Annotated in this window: 19 protein-coding genes and 1 riboswitch; of the genes, 11 read left to right on the top strand and 8 right to left on the bottom strand. The window is 46.5% G+C overall.

Annotation, left to right across the window (positions count from 1 at the left end):
- The first annotated feature begins 143 nt into the window (after positions 1-143).
- The 5 genes from AAY47_RS15555 to AAY47_RS15535 all read left to right on the top strand — a co-directional run bounded on the left by AAY47_RS15555 (position 144) and on the right by AAY47_RS15535 (position 5,025).
- Positions 144-1,397: an aspartate aminotransferase family protein gene (locus AAY47_RS15555; protein WP_047771043.1), complete on the top strand. Its 1,254-nt coding sequence runs from the start codon at positions 144-146 to the stop codon at positions 1,395-1,397.
- A complete protein-coding gene (locus AAY47_RS15550) occupies positions 1,391-2,452 on the top strand; it encodes a zinc-dependent alcohol dehydrogenase (protein ID WP_047771042.1) in 1,062 nt (353 codons plus the stop codon). Before AAY47_RS15555 ends, AAY47_RS15550 begins: the two co-directional genes overlap by 7 nt.
- Positions 2,453-2,477: 25 nt before the next feature.
- A complete protein-coding gene (locus AAY47_RS15545; RefSeq protein WP_047771041.1) occupies positions 2,478-3,146 on the top strand; it encodes an HAD family hydrolase in 669 nt (222 codons plus the stop codon).
- A gap of 116 nt (positions 3,147-3,262) precedes the next feature.
- Entirely contained in the window at positions 3,263-4,414 is a 1,152-nt protein-coding gene (locus tag AAY47_RS15540) for an MFS transporter (protein WP_047771040.1), read from the top strand.
- A gap of 14 nt (positions 4,415-4,428) precedes the next feature.
- Complete coding sequence (locus AAY47_RS15535) at positions 4,429-5,025, top strand: DUF1349 domain-containing protein (protein ID WP_047771039.1); 597 nt, start codon at positions 4,429-4,431, stop codon at positions 5,023-5,025.
- A 139-nt stretch (positions 5,026-5,164) separates the two neighbouring features.
- Here AAY47_RS15535 and thiH read toward each other — a convergent pair whose 3' ends face one another.
- Genes thiH through thiC form a run of 6 tightly spaced genes read right to left on the bottom strand, consistent with a single transcriptional unit; the run spans position 5,165 to position 10,711 of the window.
- Positions 5,165-6,289: a 2-iminoacetate synthase ThiH gene (gene thiH, locus AAY47_RS15530; protein ID WP_047771038.1), complete on the bottom strand. Its 1,125-nt coding sequence runs from the start codon at positions 6,287-6,289 to the stop codon at positions 5,165-5,167.
- Positions 6,286-7,056 (bottom strand): thiazole synthase, encoded by a 771-nt coding sequence (locus tag AAY47_RS15525; RefSeq protein ID WP_047771037.1) that lies wholly within the window; start codon positions 7,054-7,056, stop codon positions 6,286-6,288. The genes thiH and AAY47_RS15525 overlap by 4 nt, the downstream gene beginning before the upstream one ends.
- Positions 7,057-7,076: 20 nt before the next feature.
- Complete coding sequence (gene thiS / locus AAY47_RS15520) at positions 7,077-7,292, bottom strand: sulfur carrier protein ThiS (protein WP_047771036.1); 216 nt, start codon at positions 7,290-7,292, stop codon at positions 7,077-7,079.
- A complete protein-coding gene (locus tag AAY47_RS15515; protein WP_047771035.1) occupies positions 7,289-8,074 on the bottom strand; it encodes a HesA/MoeB/ThiF family protein in 786 nt (261 codons plus the stop codon). The genes thiS and AAY47_RS15515 overlap by 4 nt, the downstream gene beginning before the upstream one ends.
- A complete protein-coding gene (thiE, locus tag AAY47_RS15510) occupies positions 8,068-8,751 on the bottom strand; it encodes a thiamine phosphate synthase (protein WP_047771034.1) in 684 nt (227 codons plus the stop codon). Before thiE ends, AAY47_RS15515 begins: the two co-directional genes overlap by 7 nt.
- Positions 8,735-10,711, bottom strand: a complete 1,977-nt coding sequence (thiC, locus tag AAY47_RS15505) for a phosphomethylpyrimidine synthase ThiC (RefSeq protein ID WP_047771033.1) — start codon at positions 10,709-10,711, stop codon at positions 8,735-8,737. The genes thiE and thiC overlap by 17 nt, the downstream gene beginning before the upstream one ends.
- Positions 10,712-10,857: 146 nt before the next feature.
- Positions 10,858-10,982: riboswitch (TPP riboswitch) on the bottom strand.
- 163 nt (positions 10,983-11,145) lie between these two features.
- Between thiC and nudC the strand changes: the two genes are divergently transcribed.
- From nudC to AAY47_RS15475, 6 genes are all read left to right on the top strand, one after another.
- On the top strand, positions 11,146-11,913 hold the full coding sequence (gene nudC / locus AAY47_RS15500; RefSeq protein ID WP_200897796.1) for an NAD(+) diphosphatase: 768 nt from the start codon (positions 11,146-11,148) through the stop codon (positions 11,911-11,913).
- 106 nt (positions 11,914-12,019) lie between these two features.
- On the top strand, positions 12,020-13,084 hold the full coding sequence (gene hemE, locus AAY47_RS15495) for a uroporphyrinogen decarboxylase (protein WP_047771032.1): 1,065 nt from the start codon (positions 12,020-12,022) through the stop codon (positions 13,082-13,084).
- 4 nt (positions 13,085-13,088) lie between these two features.
- Positions 13,089-13,778, top strand: coding sequence for a deoxyribonuclease V (gene nfi, locus AAY47_RS15490; protein ID WP_047771031.1), 690 nt, complete (start codon positions 13,089-13,091; stop codon positions 13,776-13,778).
- A 76-nt stretch (positions 13,779-13,854) separates the two neighbouring features.
- The gene (locus tag AAY47_RS15485) at positions 13,855-14,445 is read left to right on the top strand and encodes a YjaG family protein (RefSeq protein ID WP_047771030.1); all 591 of its coding nucleotides are present in this window, start codon (positions 13,855-13,857) and stop codon (positions 14,443-14,445) included.
- Positions 14,446-14,630: 185 nt separating this feature from the next.
- Positions 14,631-14,903, top strand: a complete 273-nt coding sequence (hupA, locus tag AAY47_RS15480; RefSeq protein WP_047771029.1) for a nucleoid-associated protein HU-alpha — start codon at positions 14,631-14,633, stop codon at positions 14,901-14,903.
- A 41-nt stretch (positions 14,904-14,944) separates the two neighbouring features.
- The gene (locus tag AAY47_RS15475) at positions 14,945-15,619 is read left to right on the top strand and encodes a DUF1481 domain-containing protein (protein WP_369813279.1); all 675 of its coding nucleotides are present in this window, start codon (positions 14,945-14,947) and stop codon (positions 15,617-15,619) included.
- Positions 15,620-15,648: 29 nt separating this feature from the next.
- Here the strand turns inward: AAY47_RS15475 and purD are convergent, their stop codons facing one another.
- Both purD and purH read right to left on the bottom strand, forming a co-directional pair.
- Entirely contained in the window at positions 15,649-16,944 is a 1,296-nt protein-coding gene (gene purD, locus AAY47_RS15470; RefSeq protein WP_047771028.1) for a phosphoribosylamine--glycine ligase, read from the bottom strand.
- A gap of 30 nt (positions 16,945-16,974) precedes the next feature.
- Positions 16,975-18,564 (bottom strand): bifunctional phosphoribosylaminoimidazolecarboxamide formyltransferase/IMP cyclohydrolase, encoded by a 1,590-nt coding sequence (purH, locus tag AAY47_RS15465; RefSeq protein WP_047771027.1) that lies wholly within the window; start codon positions 18,562-18,564, stop codon positions 16,975-16,977.
- Between the last annotated feature and the right edge of the window lie 450 nt (positions 18,565-19,014).

Below are 19,014 nucleotides of genomic sequence, written 5' to 3'. Positions count from 1 at the left end.
TTTTAATTTTGCATAATGTTTTTTATGGCATTTATGTGATCGAAATAAAATTTTAATGAGCATAATCTAGTCTCATCACAGTCGGTATTTTTTGTTGTTAAACCTAACTTATTGTTTAATATAACTAATAGTGGTGAGTCATTATGGAAAATAGAAACCATCTTGAAAGCATGCTTTCTCGTTTTATTGGTCATGGCCCTTACTTGATCATTGATGGTGAAACATATATTGATGCGGCATCGGGAACGTTTAATTTGCCGCTCGGCTATACGAATGATCGGATTACAGAAAAACTCAAACAACAGATTGATAGATGTACCCATTTGAGTTCGGCTTATACCCGTGAAATGTCACAATATATTTTGAGTAAATTAATTAAATATACACCTGAAGGCGTCGATCGCATCTGGTTGCGAGATGTTTCTGGATCGGGTGCGGTTGAATGTGCTATCCGCATAGCACAAAAATCAACGGGACGCTCAGGCGTTATTTCACTCTTTCTTGCACATCATGGACAATCTCTTGCAACCGCACAAATTTCTGGCAATGCATTCAGGATTAAAGACTTCCATATCAATATTGATGGTTCAATAAAAATTCCTACGCCAGCCAGTGTCTTGGCAGGGCAATCACAGCCGAGTGAAGAACAATTTGTCGATTTAGAACAATTTATTCAATTAGGCTCTAATGACAATATTGCCTGTCTGATTATTGAACCGATTCAGGGAAATGGCGGCAACATGGTTTTCCCTGTGGCTTTCTACCGGAAACTCAGAGAAATCTGTCGTCAGCATGGCATCATCATTATCGCGGATGAAGTACAAACAGGTTTTGGTCGCACTGGTACGTTCTTCGCATCGACGGGTTATGCCAAAGAGCTGGAGCCAGATATCATCGTTTTCGCCAAAGGAGCGGGGGGTATCGGTATTCCAACGGGGGGGGTGTTGATGCATCATTCACTGGATATCCTGGAATCATTCGAACATTCCAGTACGTCTGGTGCTAATCCGCTCTCTTTGGTCGCCCTCAACGAAATTATCGATATTATTGAAGATGATCACGTTTTGGAAAATGTGCAACAAAATGAAGCCCATCTGCGTGATGGTTTGTTGAAATTACAGGAGCGGTATCCAGAGATCACAGGAGTGAGAGGGGTGGGGTATATGTATGGCTTTGACACACCAAACCCAGATTTTGCCGCGCAGGTGATCGCGACGGCTAACCGCCATCATTTGATCTTGCGTGGTTCCCGTTATGGTAAAGGCAGGGCAATCAAAGTGCGTCCTCCACTGATTTGCACACAGGAACATTTGGCAGAAATTCTCCATAAACTGGATCTGACGTTCTCAGAATTAACGACCCGCGCACAAGTACGTACGGAGGCTGTATCATGTTAGCACTTAAATATCATCAAACTTGGGATGTTGAAATCCAGCAAGTTGAACCTTTGTCTTGTATTGAACCCGATGATGTTGTTGTTGACATTGCAGTGTGTGGTATTTGTGGCACGGATGTGGGAATTATCACAGGTGCTTATCCTGTTGCTATTCCGGGCACCACTTTGGGGCATGAAACCACTGGCGTGGTATCCCAAATTGGCAGCGGTGTTACTCAATTTCAGGCGGGGGATCGTGTTGTCGTCAACCCGACTTACTTTTGTGGGCATTGCCGGATGTGTCAGACTGGCAGCCCTAACCATTGTGAGAGAAAACTGGGAACAGAAGCTGGGGTTTCCTATGATGGCGCTTTCGCAGGGCAATATTTGGCAAAAGAAAATTTGCTTATCAAGCTGGATGATCATGTCAGTATGGAGGAGGCTTCATTGACTGAACCACTAAGCTGCACAATAACCGGCGTGGATAAGCTTGGGATCACTCACACGAATATTCGTGCGGCAGTGGCAGGTGCTGGCCCGATGGGGATGCTGTACATTTGGGCGCTGCATGAGCGGGGCGTAAAAGCCTTTATGGTTGAAAAGAATGAAAACCGAATTCAGTTTGCAAGAAATAATTTGCCACCGGAATGCCAGTTGTATTCTGACTTTAATGAAGCATTAATGCAGGAATATGGTGATACGTCAGCCCTGATTGATTTATGTGTGGATACAACGGGGCAGTTGACTGAATATATTTTTGATCATCTGGCACCGGGTGGAAAATTATTAAATGTTGCCCTGAAAGATAAACAGGCCAATTTGGACATTATGAAAATTGCAGATAAAAGTCTTTCAGTCATAGGCTCCATTGATTCGCTGAATAATAGTTTTGAACGTGCCTATACTATGATCCGTGACGGCGCAATCCCTGTTAAGCGTTTTATCAGCCAGATTTTTGATTTCAAAGATTACCAACAGGCTTTTCTTACTGTCGGTTGTGATATTGCATCGAAAACGCAAGTTCCTCTCAATACACCAAACTGTAAGGTATTAATTCGTATTTCTGACCTAAAATAAGTGAATATTTTGAAGGACGATGGCGATGAATAGATGTAATGTCATTTTTGATATCGACGGTGTTATTGTCGATAGTGAACAACTGCATTTTGACGTATTGCTTGATGTATTAGGTAATGAATCAGGTAACGTATTGGAAGAACAGACACATATTCAATTAAGTGATATCCAACCTCAGCAATTGATTGGGCTAAGTCTGGCGGAAACCTTAAATAAGGTTGGTCTTCCGCCATCAATGCAACAAGACATTACCGAAAAAATCATTTTGCATTATCAAGAAAAATTGTCTGCGCATTATTTGCGGCCGGGGATCACTGATTTGATTGCGGCTTTGCAACAAAATGGTACTAACTTTGGGTTTGTTTCCACTGCGCCGCGCAATGTGTGTTTGGCCAATCTTAGTTTGTTGGATCTCCATGAACCACCTGTTTTGATTTCTGGCGATGATGTGGAAAGAACTAAACCCTTCCCTGATCCTTATTTGGCTATGCTGAAATTGAAAAAGATGGATGTTCAGCAAACGTTGGTGATTGAAGATACCGATTTGGGGATTGCGGCGGCAAAGCAGGCGGGTATTGCGTGGATATATGCCTGGCCTCATGCATTGTCGGTAGCAGAGCAGTATGAGCAGGCTTCCCGTGTTATTGAGAAGCTAACGGATATTCCCCAGTTTTCAGGAATAAATATAAAGTGATTTTTTATTGAAGACCCATAATTGATGCCTTCTGCCAGTTCCGGCGGAAGGCATTGTTTAAAAGGTATGGTTTAAAAGATATGGTTTTTTGAAGGATATTGATTGGAGGATTCAAATTGTCTGAGGAATATACAGTTTCTTCAATAAAGCAGCCTGTTATAGCAACGCGCGTTTCATTTTTTATTGCGGGATTCAGTATTGCCAGTTGGGCACCGCTGATCCCATTGGTAAAGGAACGGTTTGGGCTGGATGATGGTTCAATGGGGCTTCTGATACTGGTGTTTGGTATCGGTTCTTTTATTATGATGCCAATAGCGGGAATGTTGGCAACTCGCTTTGGCTGCCGAAAGATTTTTACCTTTTTCGCATTATTGGCTATTTTAATATTGCCGGGGCTAAATGTGCTCTCTACCCCATTGACACTGGCTTGCGCTTTGTTTGTATTTGGTATGGGAATTGGGGCGACAGATGTGGTGATCAATATCCATGCGGTTAATATTGAGAAAAGAGTCCACCAACCAATTATGTCGGGCTTTCATGCATTGTTCAGCCTGGGGGGAATTGCGGGAGCGGGTACGGTCAGCTTATTGTTGTTTTTGGGGATCTCGCCATTTCAGGCCACCATTGTCGTAGTGGCGCTTGTTATTCTGCTATTGTTGCCAACGTGGAATGGTATGCTGGATAACGCCGAAACAGAAGAAACGCCCTTTTTTGCCTTACCTCGCGGCATTGTTATCCTGATTGGTTCGCTTTGTTTTGTGGTTTACCTGATGGAAGGCTCCATGTTGGATTGGAGCGGGATCTTATTAAGTAGTGTGCATAACATGAATAGTCATCAGGCGGGTTTTGGCTATACGCTGTTTGCCATTACCATGACGGCGGGACGATTTTTAGGTGACAAGATCATTGCGGCATGTGGATATCGACGCGTATTTTTAGGTAGTGCGATTTTGGCGTCGTCAGGGTTTGTGCTGATCTATCTGGCAACCAGCCCAATTCAGTTGGGCATTTCTTTCCTGATGATAGGTGCGGGATTATCCAATTTGGCGCCGATGTTTTTCACCGCTTCAGGTCAGCAGAAAGTGATGCCTGATGCGTTAGCAGTTTCTGCCGTTTCTACGATGGGATATTCAGGGATTTTACTTGGGCCGGCAATTATTGGTGGTTTGGCTCATCTGGTAACATTACATGGTGCTTTTGCTTGTATAGCTGTGCTTTCCCTTTCATTGTTAGCGGGATATGGTTTGGTTAATCCCACCAGGAAATAACAGGGTAAATATTGATGAATTTGCAGCAATGCTATTGGTTGAATGAACCTGCTTTATGGCGGTGTCAGGATAATGAACTTCATGTCACGACAGACAATAAAACCGATTTCTGGCGTGATACATGGTATGGTTTTCAGCGTCATAGTGGTCATGTATTTGGTGGCTATATTGATGATTTTAAACTTGAAGAAGGTTTTACCTTCCAGTTTTGTATCGAAGGCCAGTTTGAACAATTATATGATCAGGCTGGTGTGATGTTATTGGTGGATGAGCAACATTGGCTAAAAGCGGGCGTTGAACATTCTGATGGTCAGGCAACCATCGGCAGTGTATTGACAAATGGATGTTCGGACTGGGCCATGGGGATTTTTCCCGGTACTCCGGAGAAATTCTGGTTACGGCTGACTTACCATGATGGGGCTATCCGGTTGCAGTATTCCACGGATGGCGTGATATGGCCGTTACTGCGATTGTCCCCTTTTGCCGTTGGCAATCAGCGGATTTTTGTCGGGGCGATGTGCTGCTCACCAGAACGTGAAGGCTTACAGGTGAGGTTTTCAGAATTTAGTCTCACGTCATCGTTGAAAAAGCACCTGCATGATTTAAGTTAGCTCTCTACTAATCATAACCATTAATGTGCATGTTCCTGCACATTAATGGTTCTTTTACCTATTATGATTCTATTTTTGCGCATTATAAGCAGGTATGCCGCGATTGCAGCATACCCAAATAAAAACTGTCTACCAAAAATTATCGACCTAAATAATTGTCCCAATCTTTCCAGACGGGCTGTAAACCCGATTTAATCAACGCTTTGGCGACCTGAAAAACAGAACGATTGTCGTGGGGAGCGAATTGTTCCAATTCGTGGTGTCCATCGGCATAACCGCCCGGCTGGGTTTTTGAACCTGCACTGATATTGTTGATCGCAAAAGGAACAACGTGATCACGAAAAAAGGGTGATTCACGGGTAGACAGAGACAGCTCTACATCCGGTGCCAATAGGCGGAAAGCGCAAATCAGTTGTACCAGTTCGGCTTCATTCATTAAAGAAGCGGGTTCTATACCGCCTGCACAGGGACGTAGTCGAGGAAAAGAGAGGGAATAACGGCTTTTCCAGAACTGTTTTTGCAGGAAAAAGAGGTGTTCAGCCACCATATAACAATCTGTTCGCCAATGGTGGGATAGCCCAATCAAAGCGCCTAGTCCAATCTTGTCAATTCCCGCTCGACCAAGGCGTTCCGGTGTTTCCAGTCGCCAGTGGAAATCCTGCTTTTTGCCTTTCAGATGATGCAGTTGATAGCTGGGTTGATGGTAGGTTTCCTGATAGACCATCACGCCATCCAATCCCAATGTTTTCAGTTCAGCATATTCTTCTTGCGCCAGTGGCTGAACTTCCATTGAGACAGAGCTGAAATGGCGGCGGATCAGGGGAAGATAGCGACGAAAATAAGCCATGCCAACTTTATTTTGGTGTTCTCCGGTCACCAGCAGAATATGCTCAAATCCCCGTTTTTTCAGCGCAAGACATTCTGCCTCAATCTCCTGTTCATTGAGGGTCTTGCGCTTAATGTGATTGCTCATGGAAAAACCACAATAAGTGCAGTTGTTGGCACACAGATTGGAAAGATAGAGTGGGATAAAAAATCCCACGGTATGACCAAAACGTTGGCGAGTCAGTTGTTGTGCGCGTTGGGCGAGCGGTTCAAGATAAGGCAGGGCCGCAGGGGAGAGCAGGGCCATAAAGTCATCCAACGTCAAGCGAGTACTGTTTAGTGCCTGTTCAATGTCCCGCGATGTTTTACTGTTGATGTGTAAGGTGATGTCATCCCAATCCAGTTGTTGCCAGCGTTGGCTGAATGTTCGGTTTGTCATAATACCCCCAGAAAATCGGTCAGGGGGCTGGAAGCCTCAGCATAAGATTTCTGGCTTGCTACGCCTGCCTGATGTGAAAGTTCGCCAGCTTCAATGGCCGTTTTGAATGCCTGTGCCATTTTAACGGGATGGCGGGCAACCGCGATGGCGGTATTCACCAGCACAGCATCCGCCCCCATTTCGATAGCGGCCAGCGCATGGCTCGGTGCGCCGATCCCGGCATCCACCACCACGGGCACGTTAGCCTGTTCGATGATGATTTGTAGAAAATCGCGGGTCAGTAACCCCTTATTTGAACCGATAGGGGCACCCAATGGCATCACGGCAGCACAGCCGACTTCTTCCAGGCGGCGGCACAGGACAGGATCCGCGCCACAATAGGGTAGAACGATAAATCCTTCTTTGACTAGCTGTTCCGCTCCTTTTAAGGTTTCAACCGGATCGGGCAGCAGGTATTTTACATCGGGGTGGATCTCCAATTTAATCCAGTGAGTTCCCAACGCTTCCCGTGCGAGTCGAGCGGCGAAGATCGCTTCCTCCGCAGTTTTAGCGCCAGAAGTATTGGGTAGCAGTCTGACACCTAACTGTTGCAGTGGGGCAAGAATGCCATCGTCATTATTGCCGTGGAGATCGATGCGTTTCATTGCCATGGTGACCAATTGGCTGCCAGAAGCACGGATCGCGTCGATCATTAATTTTGCATTGGCAAATTTACCTGTTCCGGTAAATAGGCGGGACTGGAAGGTGGTATCTGCAATTTTTAACATAAAATTAACCTCCGACAATATCAGCCACCCGCAATGGCCTGAAACAGCAAGATAGTGTCCCCGTCATTAATCTGATGGGTTTGCCATTCTGAACGCGGAATAATGGTTTGATTGATAGCCAAAGCAGTACCTGATTGCGGGCGTTCTATCGGTTCCAGCAATTGATGTTCCAGAAATTGTTGCACTGTCATGGGGGCACTCAGTGTCATGGGTTGATCGTTGACGATAATGTTCATGCGACCTCTTTTCCTAACCGCTTTTTATCGGTTTGTCTGGTAGCACCACAAATTGGGCACTGTGATGAACGGGTAAGCTGTAATGTGCTCCAGCTTTGCTGCTTGCCATCAAACAGCCGGAGTTTTCCGTTTAAGGGAGAAGAAAGACCTGTCAGCATTTTTATGGCTTCCAATGATTGCAAGGTGCCGATGATCCCAACGATAGGGCCTAAGATACCGGCTGTCCGACAATTTCGGTGAGGTTCTTCTTGATTAGGATAGAGGCAGGCATAGCAACCGTGCTGGTAGGGAGGAGTCAATACCATTAATTGTCCACTAAAACCGACGGCACTGCCGCTGATGAGAGGTTTATTTTCTGCAATACAGGCGGCATTGATGGCATGGCGAGTTGCCATATTGTCGCAGCAATCCAAGACCAAATCGACTTGGCTGACAGCGTTAACCAAAGATTTGCGATCTTGCCGTTCAGTAAGTGCAGTGATATGGATTTGTGGGTTTAGTTCAGCCAGTTGTTTTGCGGCTAATTGGGCTTTGTTGGCAGGAATATCTGCGCTGCGATAGATAATTTGGCGTTGCAGGTTTGAGATATGCAACGTGTCATCATCTGCCAGATAAAGGTTTCCTACCCCTGCGGCCGCGAGATAGAGCGCAGCCGGCGATCCTAATCCCCCCAAACCGACAACCAGCACTTTGCTGGCTTTTAATTTCTCTTGTCCTCCGGGACCAATGTCTTCCAGCAGTAATTGGCGGCTGTAACGCATAAATTCTTGATCGTTTAACATAAAAGCCCCCGATCTTGATACTCAACCAGATGAAGCAATCTGGCTGTTGTCTGCCGCCAATCTTTCGCTTTTGTAATCGCACTGACCAGTGCCACGCCACCGACTCCCGTTGCCACCACCTCCGGCACCCTCTCCAGTGAAATACCGCCAATGGCGACGGTAGGATATTCTGGGGTGATCTCCACCTGATGTTTGAGTGCTTCAAGGCCCTGTGGTGATGAGGGCATCTCTTTCGTGGTAGTGGGAAAAATATGCCCTAGTGCAATATAAGAGGGGCGCAGGGATTTTGCCCGCGCCAGTTCTTGTTGATCGTGGGTAGAAATGCCCAGACGCAATCCGGCTTGCTGGATGGCATGGAGATCCGCGATGTCGAGATCTTCCTGTCCCAAATGAACGCCATAGGCCTGATGTTTAATGGCCAGACGCCAATAATCATTAATGAATAATCGGGCATGATAGTGGCGACCGAGCGCAATGGCGAACTGAATATCTTTCTCTGCCTGTTCTTCCGGCTGGTCTTTGATGCGCAATTGCAGGGTTTTGACGCCGACTGCCAGTAAACGCTCAATCCACGTCAGGGAATCCACCACCGGATAAAGCCCCAATCGGTGCATTGTTGGGGCAAAGGGGGCAAAGGGGGCTTGTGGAAGCGTTGAGGTATCAGGCTGATTTTTCATGCGTCACCTCCTCCGCACTGTGATAGAGTTCGCTGCCACGGGAACGGAAGGCTTCTGACATCTGTTCCATACCCGCTTCCTGTTCCAGTTTTGCTGCATAATCGCGCACATCCTGGGTGATTTTCATTGAGCAGAATTTTGGCCCGCACATGGAACAGAAGTGGGCAACTTTGCCGGATTCCTGCGGTAAGGTTTCATCGTGATAGGCGCGGGCGGTGTCAGGATCAAGTGCCAGATTGAATTGATCTTCCCAGCGGAATTCAAACCGCGCCTTTGACATCGCATTGTCACGGATTTGTGCGCCCGGATGGCCTTTGGCGAGATCTGCCGCATGGGCTGCGATTTTGTAAGTAATCAGGCCTTGTTTGACATCCTCTTTATTGGGCAGCCCGAGGTGTTCTTTGGGCGTGACATAACACAGCATGGCACAGCCAAACCAGCCAATCATGGCAGCGCCGATGCCAGAGGTGAAATGGTCATAACCTGGGGCGATATCGGTCGTCAATGGTCCCAGAGTATAAAATGGGGCTTCATGGCAGTGTTCCAGTTCTTCCGTCATATTACGGCGGATCAGTTGCATTGGGATATGCCCGGGTCCTTCAATCATGACCTGAGCATCGTACTCCCATGCGATCCTGGTCAGCTCGCCAAGAGTATACAATTCTGCGAATTGGGCTTCATCATTGGCATCCTGAATTGAGCCAGGACGCAACCCATCCCCCAAAGAGAGGGAGACGTCATAGGCCGCACAAATTTCACAGATTTCGCGGAAGTGGGTGTAGAGGAAATTTTCTTGGTGATGGGAAAGGCACCACTTCGCCATAATTGAGCCGCCACGGGAAACAATACCGGTCAGGCGTTTGGCGGTCATCGGGACATAACGTAGCAGCACGCCAGCATGAATAGTGAAATAATCCACGCCTTGTTCGGCCTGTTCCAGCAAGGTATCGCGGAACATTTCCCATGTCAGGTTTTCTGCGATGCCGTTGACCTTTTCCAGTGCCTGATAAATCGGCACAGTACCAATGGGAACCGGGCTATTGCGTAGTATCCATTCGCGGGTTTCGTGGATGTAGCGTCCGGTGGAGAGATCCATCACGGTATCTGCGCCCCAGCGGGTAGACCAGATCAGTTTTTCCACCTCTTCTTCAATAGAGGAGGTGACGGAGGAGTTACCGATATTGGCATTCACTTTCACCAGGAAATTGCGACCAATAATCATCGGTTCAGATTCAGGATGATTAATGTTGGCGGGAATAATCGCACGGCCGGCAGCAACTTCCTGACGGACAAATTCGGCTGTGATGTTTTCCGGTAAGTTGGCACCGAAACTTTGCCCTGCATGTTGCTGGCGCAAGACTTCACTGCGAATGCGCTCGCGCCCCATATTTTCACGCAAGGCGATAAATTCCATTTCTGGTGTGATGATCCCCTGACGTGCATAGTGCAATTGGGTGACACACTTGCCCTGCCTGGATTTCAGTGGATGTGGACGATGGTGAAAGCGCAGGTGATCCAATCCGGCATCAGCAAGGCGTTGTTGGGTAAAATCAGAACTGAGGGCTGAAACCGGTTCGGTATCATTGCGTTCATCAATCCACGGCTGGCGGATCTTAGGTAAACCCTTCCTTACATCCAGTATGGCAGCAGGATCGCCATAAGAGCCGGAAGTGTCATAAACCGGGACAGGTTCGTTTGCCTCAAATTGGGGATTTTCTTTCGTGCCCCCAATGAATGTGGGAGAAAGTTGGATTTCACGCATAGGAACCTGAATATCTTGGCGTGAGCCTTCAAGGTAAATGCGCTTTGAATTGGGAAATGTGACCCCTTGAACGGAATGGATAAATGCTTGTGCCGCATCTCTTTGAACCTTACGTGGCCTCGCTGGATGGGCTTTAGGCGAGATATCAGCCGTTGGAATAACCGTATTCGAAATAACGATATTGTTGGACTTAGACATAGCAAATTCCTGACTGTGTTATCGCCTGTCTCATTGTTGATCAGGCTTAAGTTGAGAAAATTGCTTGTCTGGAGCTCGCAGGGAGTAATGGTTGGGGCTGATTGGTATTTGTACATGATTGCATAAATGTACAAAATACTGGCAGCGGAGTGATTACTCTTGTTCCCTTCGCGGGTATTAGCCCGATCAGGTTCTGCGGATCCCGAATTAACGGTCTCAGCCTGTGTCCATCGTGATATACGTTGAACGCTAGGCACTCCGACAAGAAAAAACACCCCAAAGTATAAAGGGGATTGTGAAAACTACAACCCCGTTTTTGGGCGCATTTGTTTTGACATTACTGTGACGCCTATTTAAGAAGAGTATTCACCAGTGCGGTTACTATAACGAGATTGAAGACGTCATAAATCACATAACCCATGATGGAACAGATTATGCAACAAAAACTGACAGGTAGAGAACAAGGCTGGTGGATTGTCAGTCTTGAGAATCGGGTTTGGCTACCACAAGGAGAGTTACCTTTAGGTACGGCCGGTCAATGGTCATTGCAAGGCCATATGGCAAAACCCATCGGTGAGTGGTTGGGGGAGACGGTCTGGTTAGTTCGTCAGAAAATGGTTTCAGATATGTCCTCTCCCCGTTTAATTGCTGATCGGGATGCTAAGTTATTTCAGTTGGTTGGGCGTGGTGTTCAATTGGCTGAGTTTTATCGTTCACATCACTATTGTGGTTACTGTGGTCATGAGATGCAGCATAGCCAGCGTGAATGGGCTTGTTTGTGCCACCACTGTCACGAACATTACTATCCACAAATTGCGCCCAGCATCATTGTCGGTATTCGCCGTGATGACCATATCTTGCTGGCACAACACCAGCGTCACCGCAATGGGGTCCATACCGTGCTGGCCGGTTTTGTTGAAGTGGGGGAAACGCTGGAGGAGACTGTGCATCGTGAAGTGATGGAAGAGAGCGGAATTACGATCCGTAATTTGCGTTATGTCGCCTCCCAGCCATGGCCTTTCCCGAATTCATTGATGGTAGGCTTTCTGGCCGATTATGAGAGCGGTGAAATCAATATTGACCCCGCTGAACTGATCAGTGCAGATTGGCACCGTTATGATAATCTTCCCTTGATTCCTCCTCCTGATACGATTGCTCGCCGTTTAATTGAAGATACGGTGGCGTTATGTCGTCATCAGTAATCATCACGTTATGGGAGGTTATGCCAGAAGTTCAATTTCAGGCATGTTAAACTGCGCCAGTTTTTTCGTGTGTTTGTCGTGCATAAATTAATCAAGGGAGCTTGTCATGAATGAGTTGAAAAACGACCGCTATCTGCGTGCCTTATTGCGTCAGCCCGTCGATATCACCCCGGTATGGATGATGCGTCAGGCCGGTCGATATTTACCTGAATATAAAGCTACGCGTCAGGCGGCGGGAGATTTCATCTCGTTATGTAAAAACACCGAATTGGCTTGTGAAGTGACTCTCCAGCCCTTACGCCGCTTTCCGCTGGATGCCGCTATCCTGTTTTCTGATATTTTGACTATTCCTGATGCGATGGGATTAGGGCTGTATTTTGAAACGGGAGAAGGGCCACGTTTTCATTCTCCGATTCAGAATCATGCTGATGTAGAAAAATTGCCTGAGCCTGATCCCGAACTGGAGTTAGGCTATGTTATGGATGCCGTGCGGGCTATTCGTAAGGCATTGGCAGGACAAGTGCCTTTGATCGGGTTTTCTGGTAGCCCGTGGACATTGGCCACATATATGGTTGAAGGCGGAAGCAGTAAGGCTTTCACCAAAATTAAGGCCATGATGTATGCGGAGCCTGCTACATTGCATATGTTACTGGATAAATTGGCAAACAGCGTTATTTTATATCTGAATGCGCAAATAAAAGCTGGCGCTCAATCTGTCATGATTTTCGATACCTGGGGTGGGGTTTTGTCTCATCGAGATTATCTGGCGTTTTCCCTGCAATACATGCATAAAATTGTTGATGGATTGATCCGCGAACATGAAGGCCGTCGTGTGCCTGTGACCCTGTTTACCAAAGGGGGAGGGCAGTGGCTTGAAGCGATGGCGGCGACAGGATGTGATGCGCTTGGTTTGGATTGGACAACGAATATGGCTGATGCGCGTCGGCGCGTTGGAGATAAGGTCGCCTTGCAGGGTAATATGGACCCGTCCATGTTATATGCCCCGCCAGCACGAATTGAAGAAGAAGTGTCGACAATTTTACAAGATTTTGGTGTGGGCAGTGGGCATGTTTTCAATTTGGGGCACGGTATTCATCAGGATGTTCCGCCAGAACACGCAGGCGCATTCGTTGAAGCAGTACATCGGCTTTCAGTAAAATACCATCAATGATTCTATGATTGATACAAAGGCATTACGTCAGGAACAGATAGAGAAATCACGGCTGGTTATCCGCCATGATGCTTTTTCTGGGGCTTTCACGCCAGATTTTACGCCGAAGTTCATTGCGGGTGCTGATGTTGGGTTTGAAAAAAGCGGTACGGTAACCCGTGCCGCCATTGCGGTATTGCAATATCCTTCACTGGAATTGGTTGAATACCAAATTGCCAGAATTGATACGATACTTCCCTATATCCCCGGTTTACTCTCATTTCGTGAATATCCTGCACTGATAGCTGCATGGCAAAAATTAAGTTTGCGGCCTGATTTGGTGATGGTGGATGGTCAGGGCATTGCCCATCCTCGGCGTTTTGGTATCGCCAGCCATTTTGGGGTCTTCGTGGATGTTCCCACCATTGGGGTGGCAAAAAGCCGTTTGTGTGGTGAACATGCGCAGGTAGGAGAGGTTCTGGGTGATCGTCAGCCACTGATGGATCACGGTGAACAGATTGGTGTCGTATTGAGAAGCAAAAAAAGATGCAATCCGCTCTATATTTCCCCTGGACACAAGATCAGTATTGATAGTGCGGTCTTTTGGGTTGAGCAGTGTATGGGGGGATATAAACTGCCTGAACCCACCCGTTGGGCGGACGGGATTGCCTCAAATAGGTTATTTTTTAAGCAAACAATGCAGAAAAATCTATAATTGTGGCGGAAAAGTGTGGATATTCTTGATTTTCAGGTAAACTTCGACGCAAATTAGGCATTATGAGTAACGACCAATGTTAAGAAACCCGATCCATCTGCGGTTGGAGAAACTCGAAAGTTGGCAACATTTGACTTTTATGGCTAGTCTATGTGAGCGGATGTATCCAAATTATCAGGCATTTTGTCTCCAAAGCAGATTTGCAGACCCTGTACAATATCGCCGCATTCTGGATCTTGTGTGGGAAATTTTGGTCGTTAAAGATGTAAAAGTGAATTTTGATAATCAGCTGGAAAAATTGGAAGCCATTATCCCATCATCGGAAGATTATGATATTTATGGTGTGTATCCGGCGATTGATGCGTGCATTGCATTGAGTGAAGTCATTCATTCTCGTCTGAGTGGCTCGACGTTAGAACATGCAATAGCCGTCAGTGAAACATCCATCCGTACTGTTGCTATGCTGGAAATGACGCAGGCCGGTAGAGAAATGACCAAGGATGAGTTAAAAGTATTACCTGCCATTGAGGAAGAATGGGACATTCAATGGGAGATTTACCGTTTGTTGGCAGATTGCGAAGAACGGGACATCGAATTAATTAAAGGATTAAGGACTGATCTCCGTGAGGCGGAAGTCAGCAATATCGGCATAAATTTGGCGCAATAACTTATAAAACGTGACTTAGTGCTTGATTTGCCGTATTTAAAGTCTTCACATTTGCCCTCACTCTGTTCTACATTGGAGGGCGAAAAGAAGTGGCTATCGGTGCGTGTATGCAGGGGTGCTGTCAAATCGGCATATCCGTCGCACTCGATGCTTTGCAAACGATAAACACACTGTAAGGATAATCTATGAATAAGACTGAATTAGTTGATGCAATTGCAGCAGGCGCAGACCTGACCAAAATCCAGGCTAAAGCTGCTCTGGAATCAACTCTGAATGCAATCACTGAATCTCTGAAAAATGGTGATGCAGTGCAGCTGGTAGGCTTTGGTACTTTCAAAGTTAATCATCGTGCAGAGCGTACTGGTCGTAACCCACAGACTGGTAAAGAAATTAAAATCGCAGCAGCAAACGTGCCTGCTTTTTCCGCTGGTAAAGCACTGAAAGACGCAGTTAAGTAATCGAATTGCGAAAAAAAATAAGAGGGGCAAATAAACCCCTTTTGTTGATTCTACAGGGGCTGTTAGCATTAGGGTTCATCTCTTTGCTCAGCGCCTGTTCGATTCAGCCAACAACACCTCTTTTCAGCGCCAGTGGTTTTGTGACTGATAACGGCGTGATTCGTTTATGGCGTTTAAACGATCAAAACAGTAAACCTCAGGTTATCATGAGTGTTTACAGCCCCTACCACAATAAAGCTCCCCATAATAAAGACACCGTTGTGACTTTCTACGAATATCGTCATGGCAGTTTGTGGCAAATTCGCCGCAATGTGTTTGATAATCCGCCCATCGCAGAGACATTACGTATCTCCCAAGATAATTCTGTCATTTTTATGCTACGGCAATTGCAAAAAAGCAATGAACCGTTGTCCGATGATGATGTGGCTCGTCTGAAATTTGATGCTAAACAGATAGAAAAAATCAGTGATACTTTAATTGCAGATAAGGTTAAGTTGCTACAAGGGCATTGGCAGAATGGGCGAGTTACCACCTGTTTAGGAAAACAATTATTCATTGAATTTGAGCCTCACGCACAGAGATGGCTCGAAGAAAGGCAAAGCAATCGTTCCGGTTTACTGACTATTGCATGGTTGGATTCGCCTGAAGGCAAAAAGTTATTATTGGTCGCCAATGATGATTTTTGTCGTTGGGAACCGACGAAAGATAAACTGTAATTCTGTTCCTTCCGCCGGCTTAGCTTGAGCTATTTCAAACGGGCAATGGCTCGGTAGCCAATATCTTTACGATAAAAGCCCCCTTCCCAGTTAATTTGTTCGGCTTTCAGATAAGCTTTTTTCTGGGCGTCTGCAATATCGCGGCCTAAGGCAGTCACACATAAGACACGTCCGCCCGCGGTGATAATATTTTCATCCTTAAGGGCTGTCCCTGCGTGGAAGACTTTTTCATTGATGTCAGATTCATCGGCATCAGGCTTATCTAATCCACTGATAACGTCACCTTTGGTATAACTGGCCGGATAACCGCCCGCCGCCAGTACGACGCCTAAGGCAGGGCGTTCGTCCCATACAGAGGTTTTTTCACCCAACTGACCTTTGGCTCCGGCAAGACACAGTTCGACCAAATCAGAACGTAGACGCATCATGATAGGTTGGGTTTCGGGATCACCAAATCGACAGTTAAATTCGATCACTTTCGATTCACCCTGTTTATCAATCATCAATCCCGCATAAAGAAAACCCACATAGGTATGGCCTTCAGCCGCCATTCCTTTCACGGTAGGGTAAATGATTTTTTCCATCACTCGTTGGTGGATCTCATCCGTGACGACCGGCGCGGGGGAGTAAGCCCCCATTCCTCCGGTGTTCGGCCCTGTATCGCCGTCACCTACGCGCTTGTGATCTTGACTGGTTGCCATAGGAACCACGTTTTTGCCATCCACCATGACAATAAAACTGGCTTCTTCGCCTGCCAGAAATTCTTCAATGACAATACGATGCCCGGCATTACCAAATGCATTACCTGCCAGCATATCTTTGACAGCGCTTTGTGCTTCATCCAGGGTTGTGGCAACGACTACACCTTTACCGGCAGCCAAACCGTCAGCTTTGATAACGACTGGAGCGCCTACTTTTTCCAGATAAGCCAGTGCGGGTTCAATTTCGGTGAAATTTTGGTAGGCCGCTGTAGGGATATGATGGCGGGCAAGGAAATCTTTGGTGAAAGCTTTGGAACCCTCCAATTGAGCAGCCGCTTTTGTCGGGCCAAAAATCGTCAGACCTGCCTGTTGGAAAGCATCAACTACACCGATAACCAGTGGCGCTTCAGGCCCAACAATGGTCAGGCCAATATCATGATTTTGGGCAAATGCCAGCAACCCTTCAATATCTGTCGCGGCAATGTTCACATTTTCTAAATGAGCTTCCAATGCGGTGCCCGCATTACCTGGTGCGACATAAACTTTGTTTGCCAGAGGGGATTGCGCTGCTTTCCAGGCTAATGCATGTTCTCTTCCGCCACTGCCAATAACCAATATGTTCATCTGAGTCTCCTATTAATAAGACATAAATTGTTAATGGCGAAAATGGCGCATGCCAGTGAAAATCATGGCGATACCGTGTTCATCGGCAGCGGCAATCACTTCATCATCACGAATGGAACCACCGGGTTGGATAATACAGCTCACCCCTACAGCGGCTGCGGCATCAATACCATCACGGAATGGGAAAAAGGCATCTGAAGCCATGGCGCAGCCCTGAACTTCCAATCCTTCATCGGCTGCCTTAATACCAGCGATTTTGGCAGAGTAAACACGGCTCATTTGTCCGGCGCCAATACCCACGGTCATATTATCCTTAGCATAAACAATCGCATTGGATTTGACGAACTTAGCGACTTTCCAGCAGAACAGGGCATCTTGCCTCTCTTGTTCCGTTGGCTGACGTTGGGATACAACAACCTGGTTATCTTCTGTCACCATACCTAAATCGCGATCTTGTACGAGTAAACCGCCGTTGACACGTTTGAAATCCAAGCTGGCAACGGGCGAATGCCATTCGCCGCACACCAAAACGCGAACATTTTGTTTTGTTGCCAGAATCGGCAGCGCTGCTTCACTCACAGAAGGCGCAATGATGACTTCGACAAATTGACGTTCAATAATAGCCTGAGCAGTGTTGGTATCGAGTTCACGGTTAAAAGCAATAATGCCACCGAATGCAGAAGTAGGATCGGTTTTAAAAGCGCGATCGTAGGCGGTATGGAGGTCAGAACCAATCGCAACGCCACAAGGATTGGCGTGTTTGACAATGACGCAGGCTGGTTCGGAAAAGCTTTTTACACATTCCAGTGCAGCATCGGTATCCGCGATATTGTTATAAGAAAGTGCTTTACCTTGTAACTGGGTTGCCGTAGCAATTGAAGCTTCTGCGATTTGGTCTTCTATATAGAAAGCTGCATCTTGGTGGCTGTTTTCACCATAACGCATATCCTGCTTCTTAATGAAGTTGAGATTCAGCGTGCGGGGGAAACGTCCTGATGGTTGATCAGTTTCACCATAATAGGGTGGAACCAATTTACCAAAGTAATTGGCAATCATGCTGTCATAAGCGGCGGTGTGTTCAAACGCCTTGATGGCTAAATTAAAGCGAGTGGACGGTGTCAGTGAATTTTGGTTGTTATCCATCTCCTCAATAATTTTGTCGTAATCCTGGCTATTGACAACAATCGCCACATCTTTGTGGTTTTTGGCTGCGGAGCGAACCATTGTGGGACCACCAATATCAATATTCTCTACCGCATCGTCCAGAGAGCAGTCTGGTTTTGCTACGGTTTGGGCAAAGGGATAAAGGTTAACAACCACCATATCAATCTGTGAAATCTGGTGTTGTCCCATCACTTCATCATCCTGTCCACGTCGACCCAAGATGCCGCCATGAATTTTAGGGTGAAGTGTTTTGACTCGCCCATCCATCATTTCAGGGAAGCCTGTATAGTCAGAAACCTCGGTGACATTCAATCCTGCTTCGGCCAGCAGACGAGCAGTGCCTCCCGTTGAAAGCAGTTCGACACTGCGATTGGATAAAGCTTTGGCAAATTCAACAACCCCCGCTTTGTCAGAAACACTCAGCAGGGCACGACGGATTGGACGAAGCTGTTGCATTGGTGTGATCCCTTGAATTTCATAAAACAAGAATGTGTTATTGGGGAAAATCCACTGATTGGTAGAAAAAATGGTTTCTGCAATAACATTTCAAAACAATATTAAAAAAACACGTGGTGATTTTTCCTCCGCAGATTGTAACGAAAACGTTTGCGTGATGCTCGATAAATTTTATCAAAATATCGATGCGTGGATAAATCTGTGCATATCTAGGTATAAAGTGGCATTTTGCTGTGTAATTCATCAAACGATAACTATTTTCAAAAAAACTATTGTCAGCGCTGAAAAACACCCTATAATGCGCCCCCACAGACCGACGCCGAGCTGAAACAGGCCGCGAAGGACAGTGAGGGAAAAGCGAAAATAATCGCTTGACTCTCGAGGCGAAAAGCGTAAGATACGCAGCCTCGCAACCCGGAAGGTACTTCCGGTTGCCAACGCTCTTTAACA

Origin of the sequence: Xenorhabdus griffiniae (assembly GCF_001028135.1) — a bacterium.
GTDB classification, from domain to species: domain Bacteria; phylum Pseudomonadota; class Gammaproteobacteria; order Enterobacterales; family Enterobacteriaceae; genus Xenorhabdus; species Xenorhabdus bakwenae.
The sequence above is the reverse complement of the archived record's forward strand: the minus strand, read 5'-3'. Positions and strand labels throughout refer to the sequence as shown.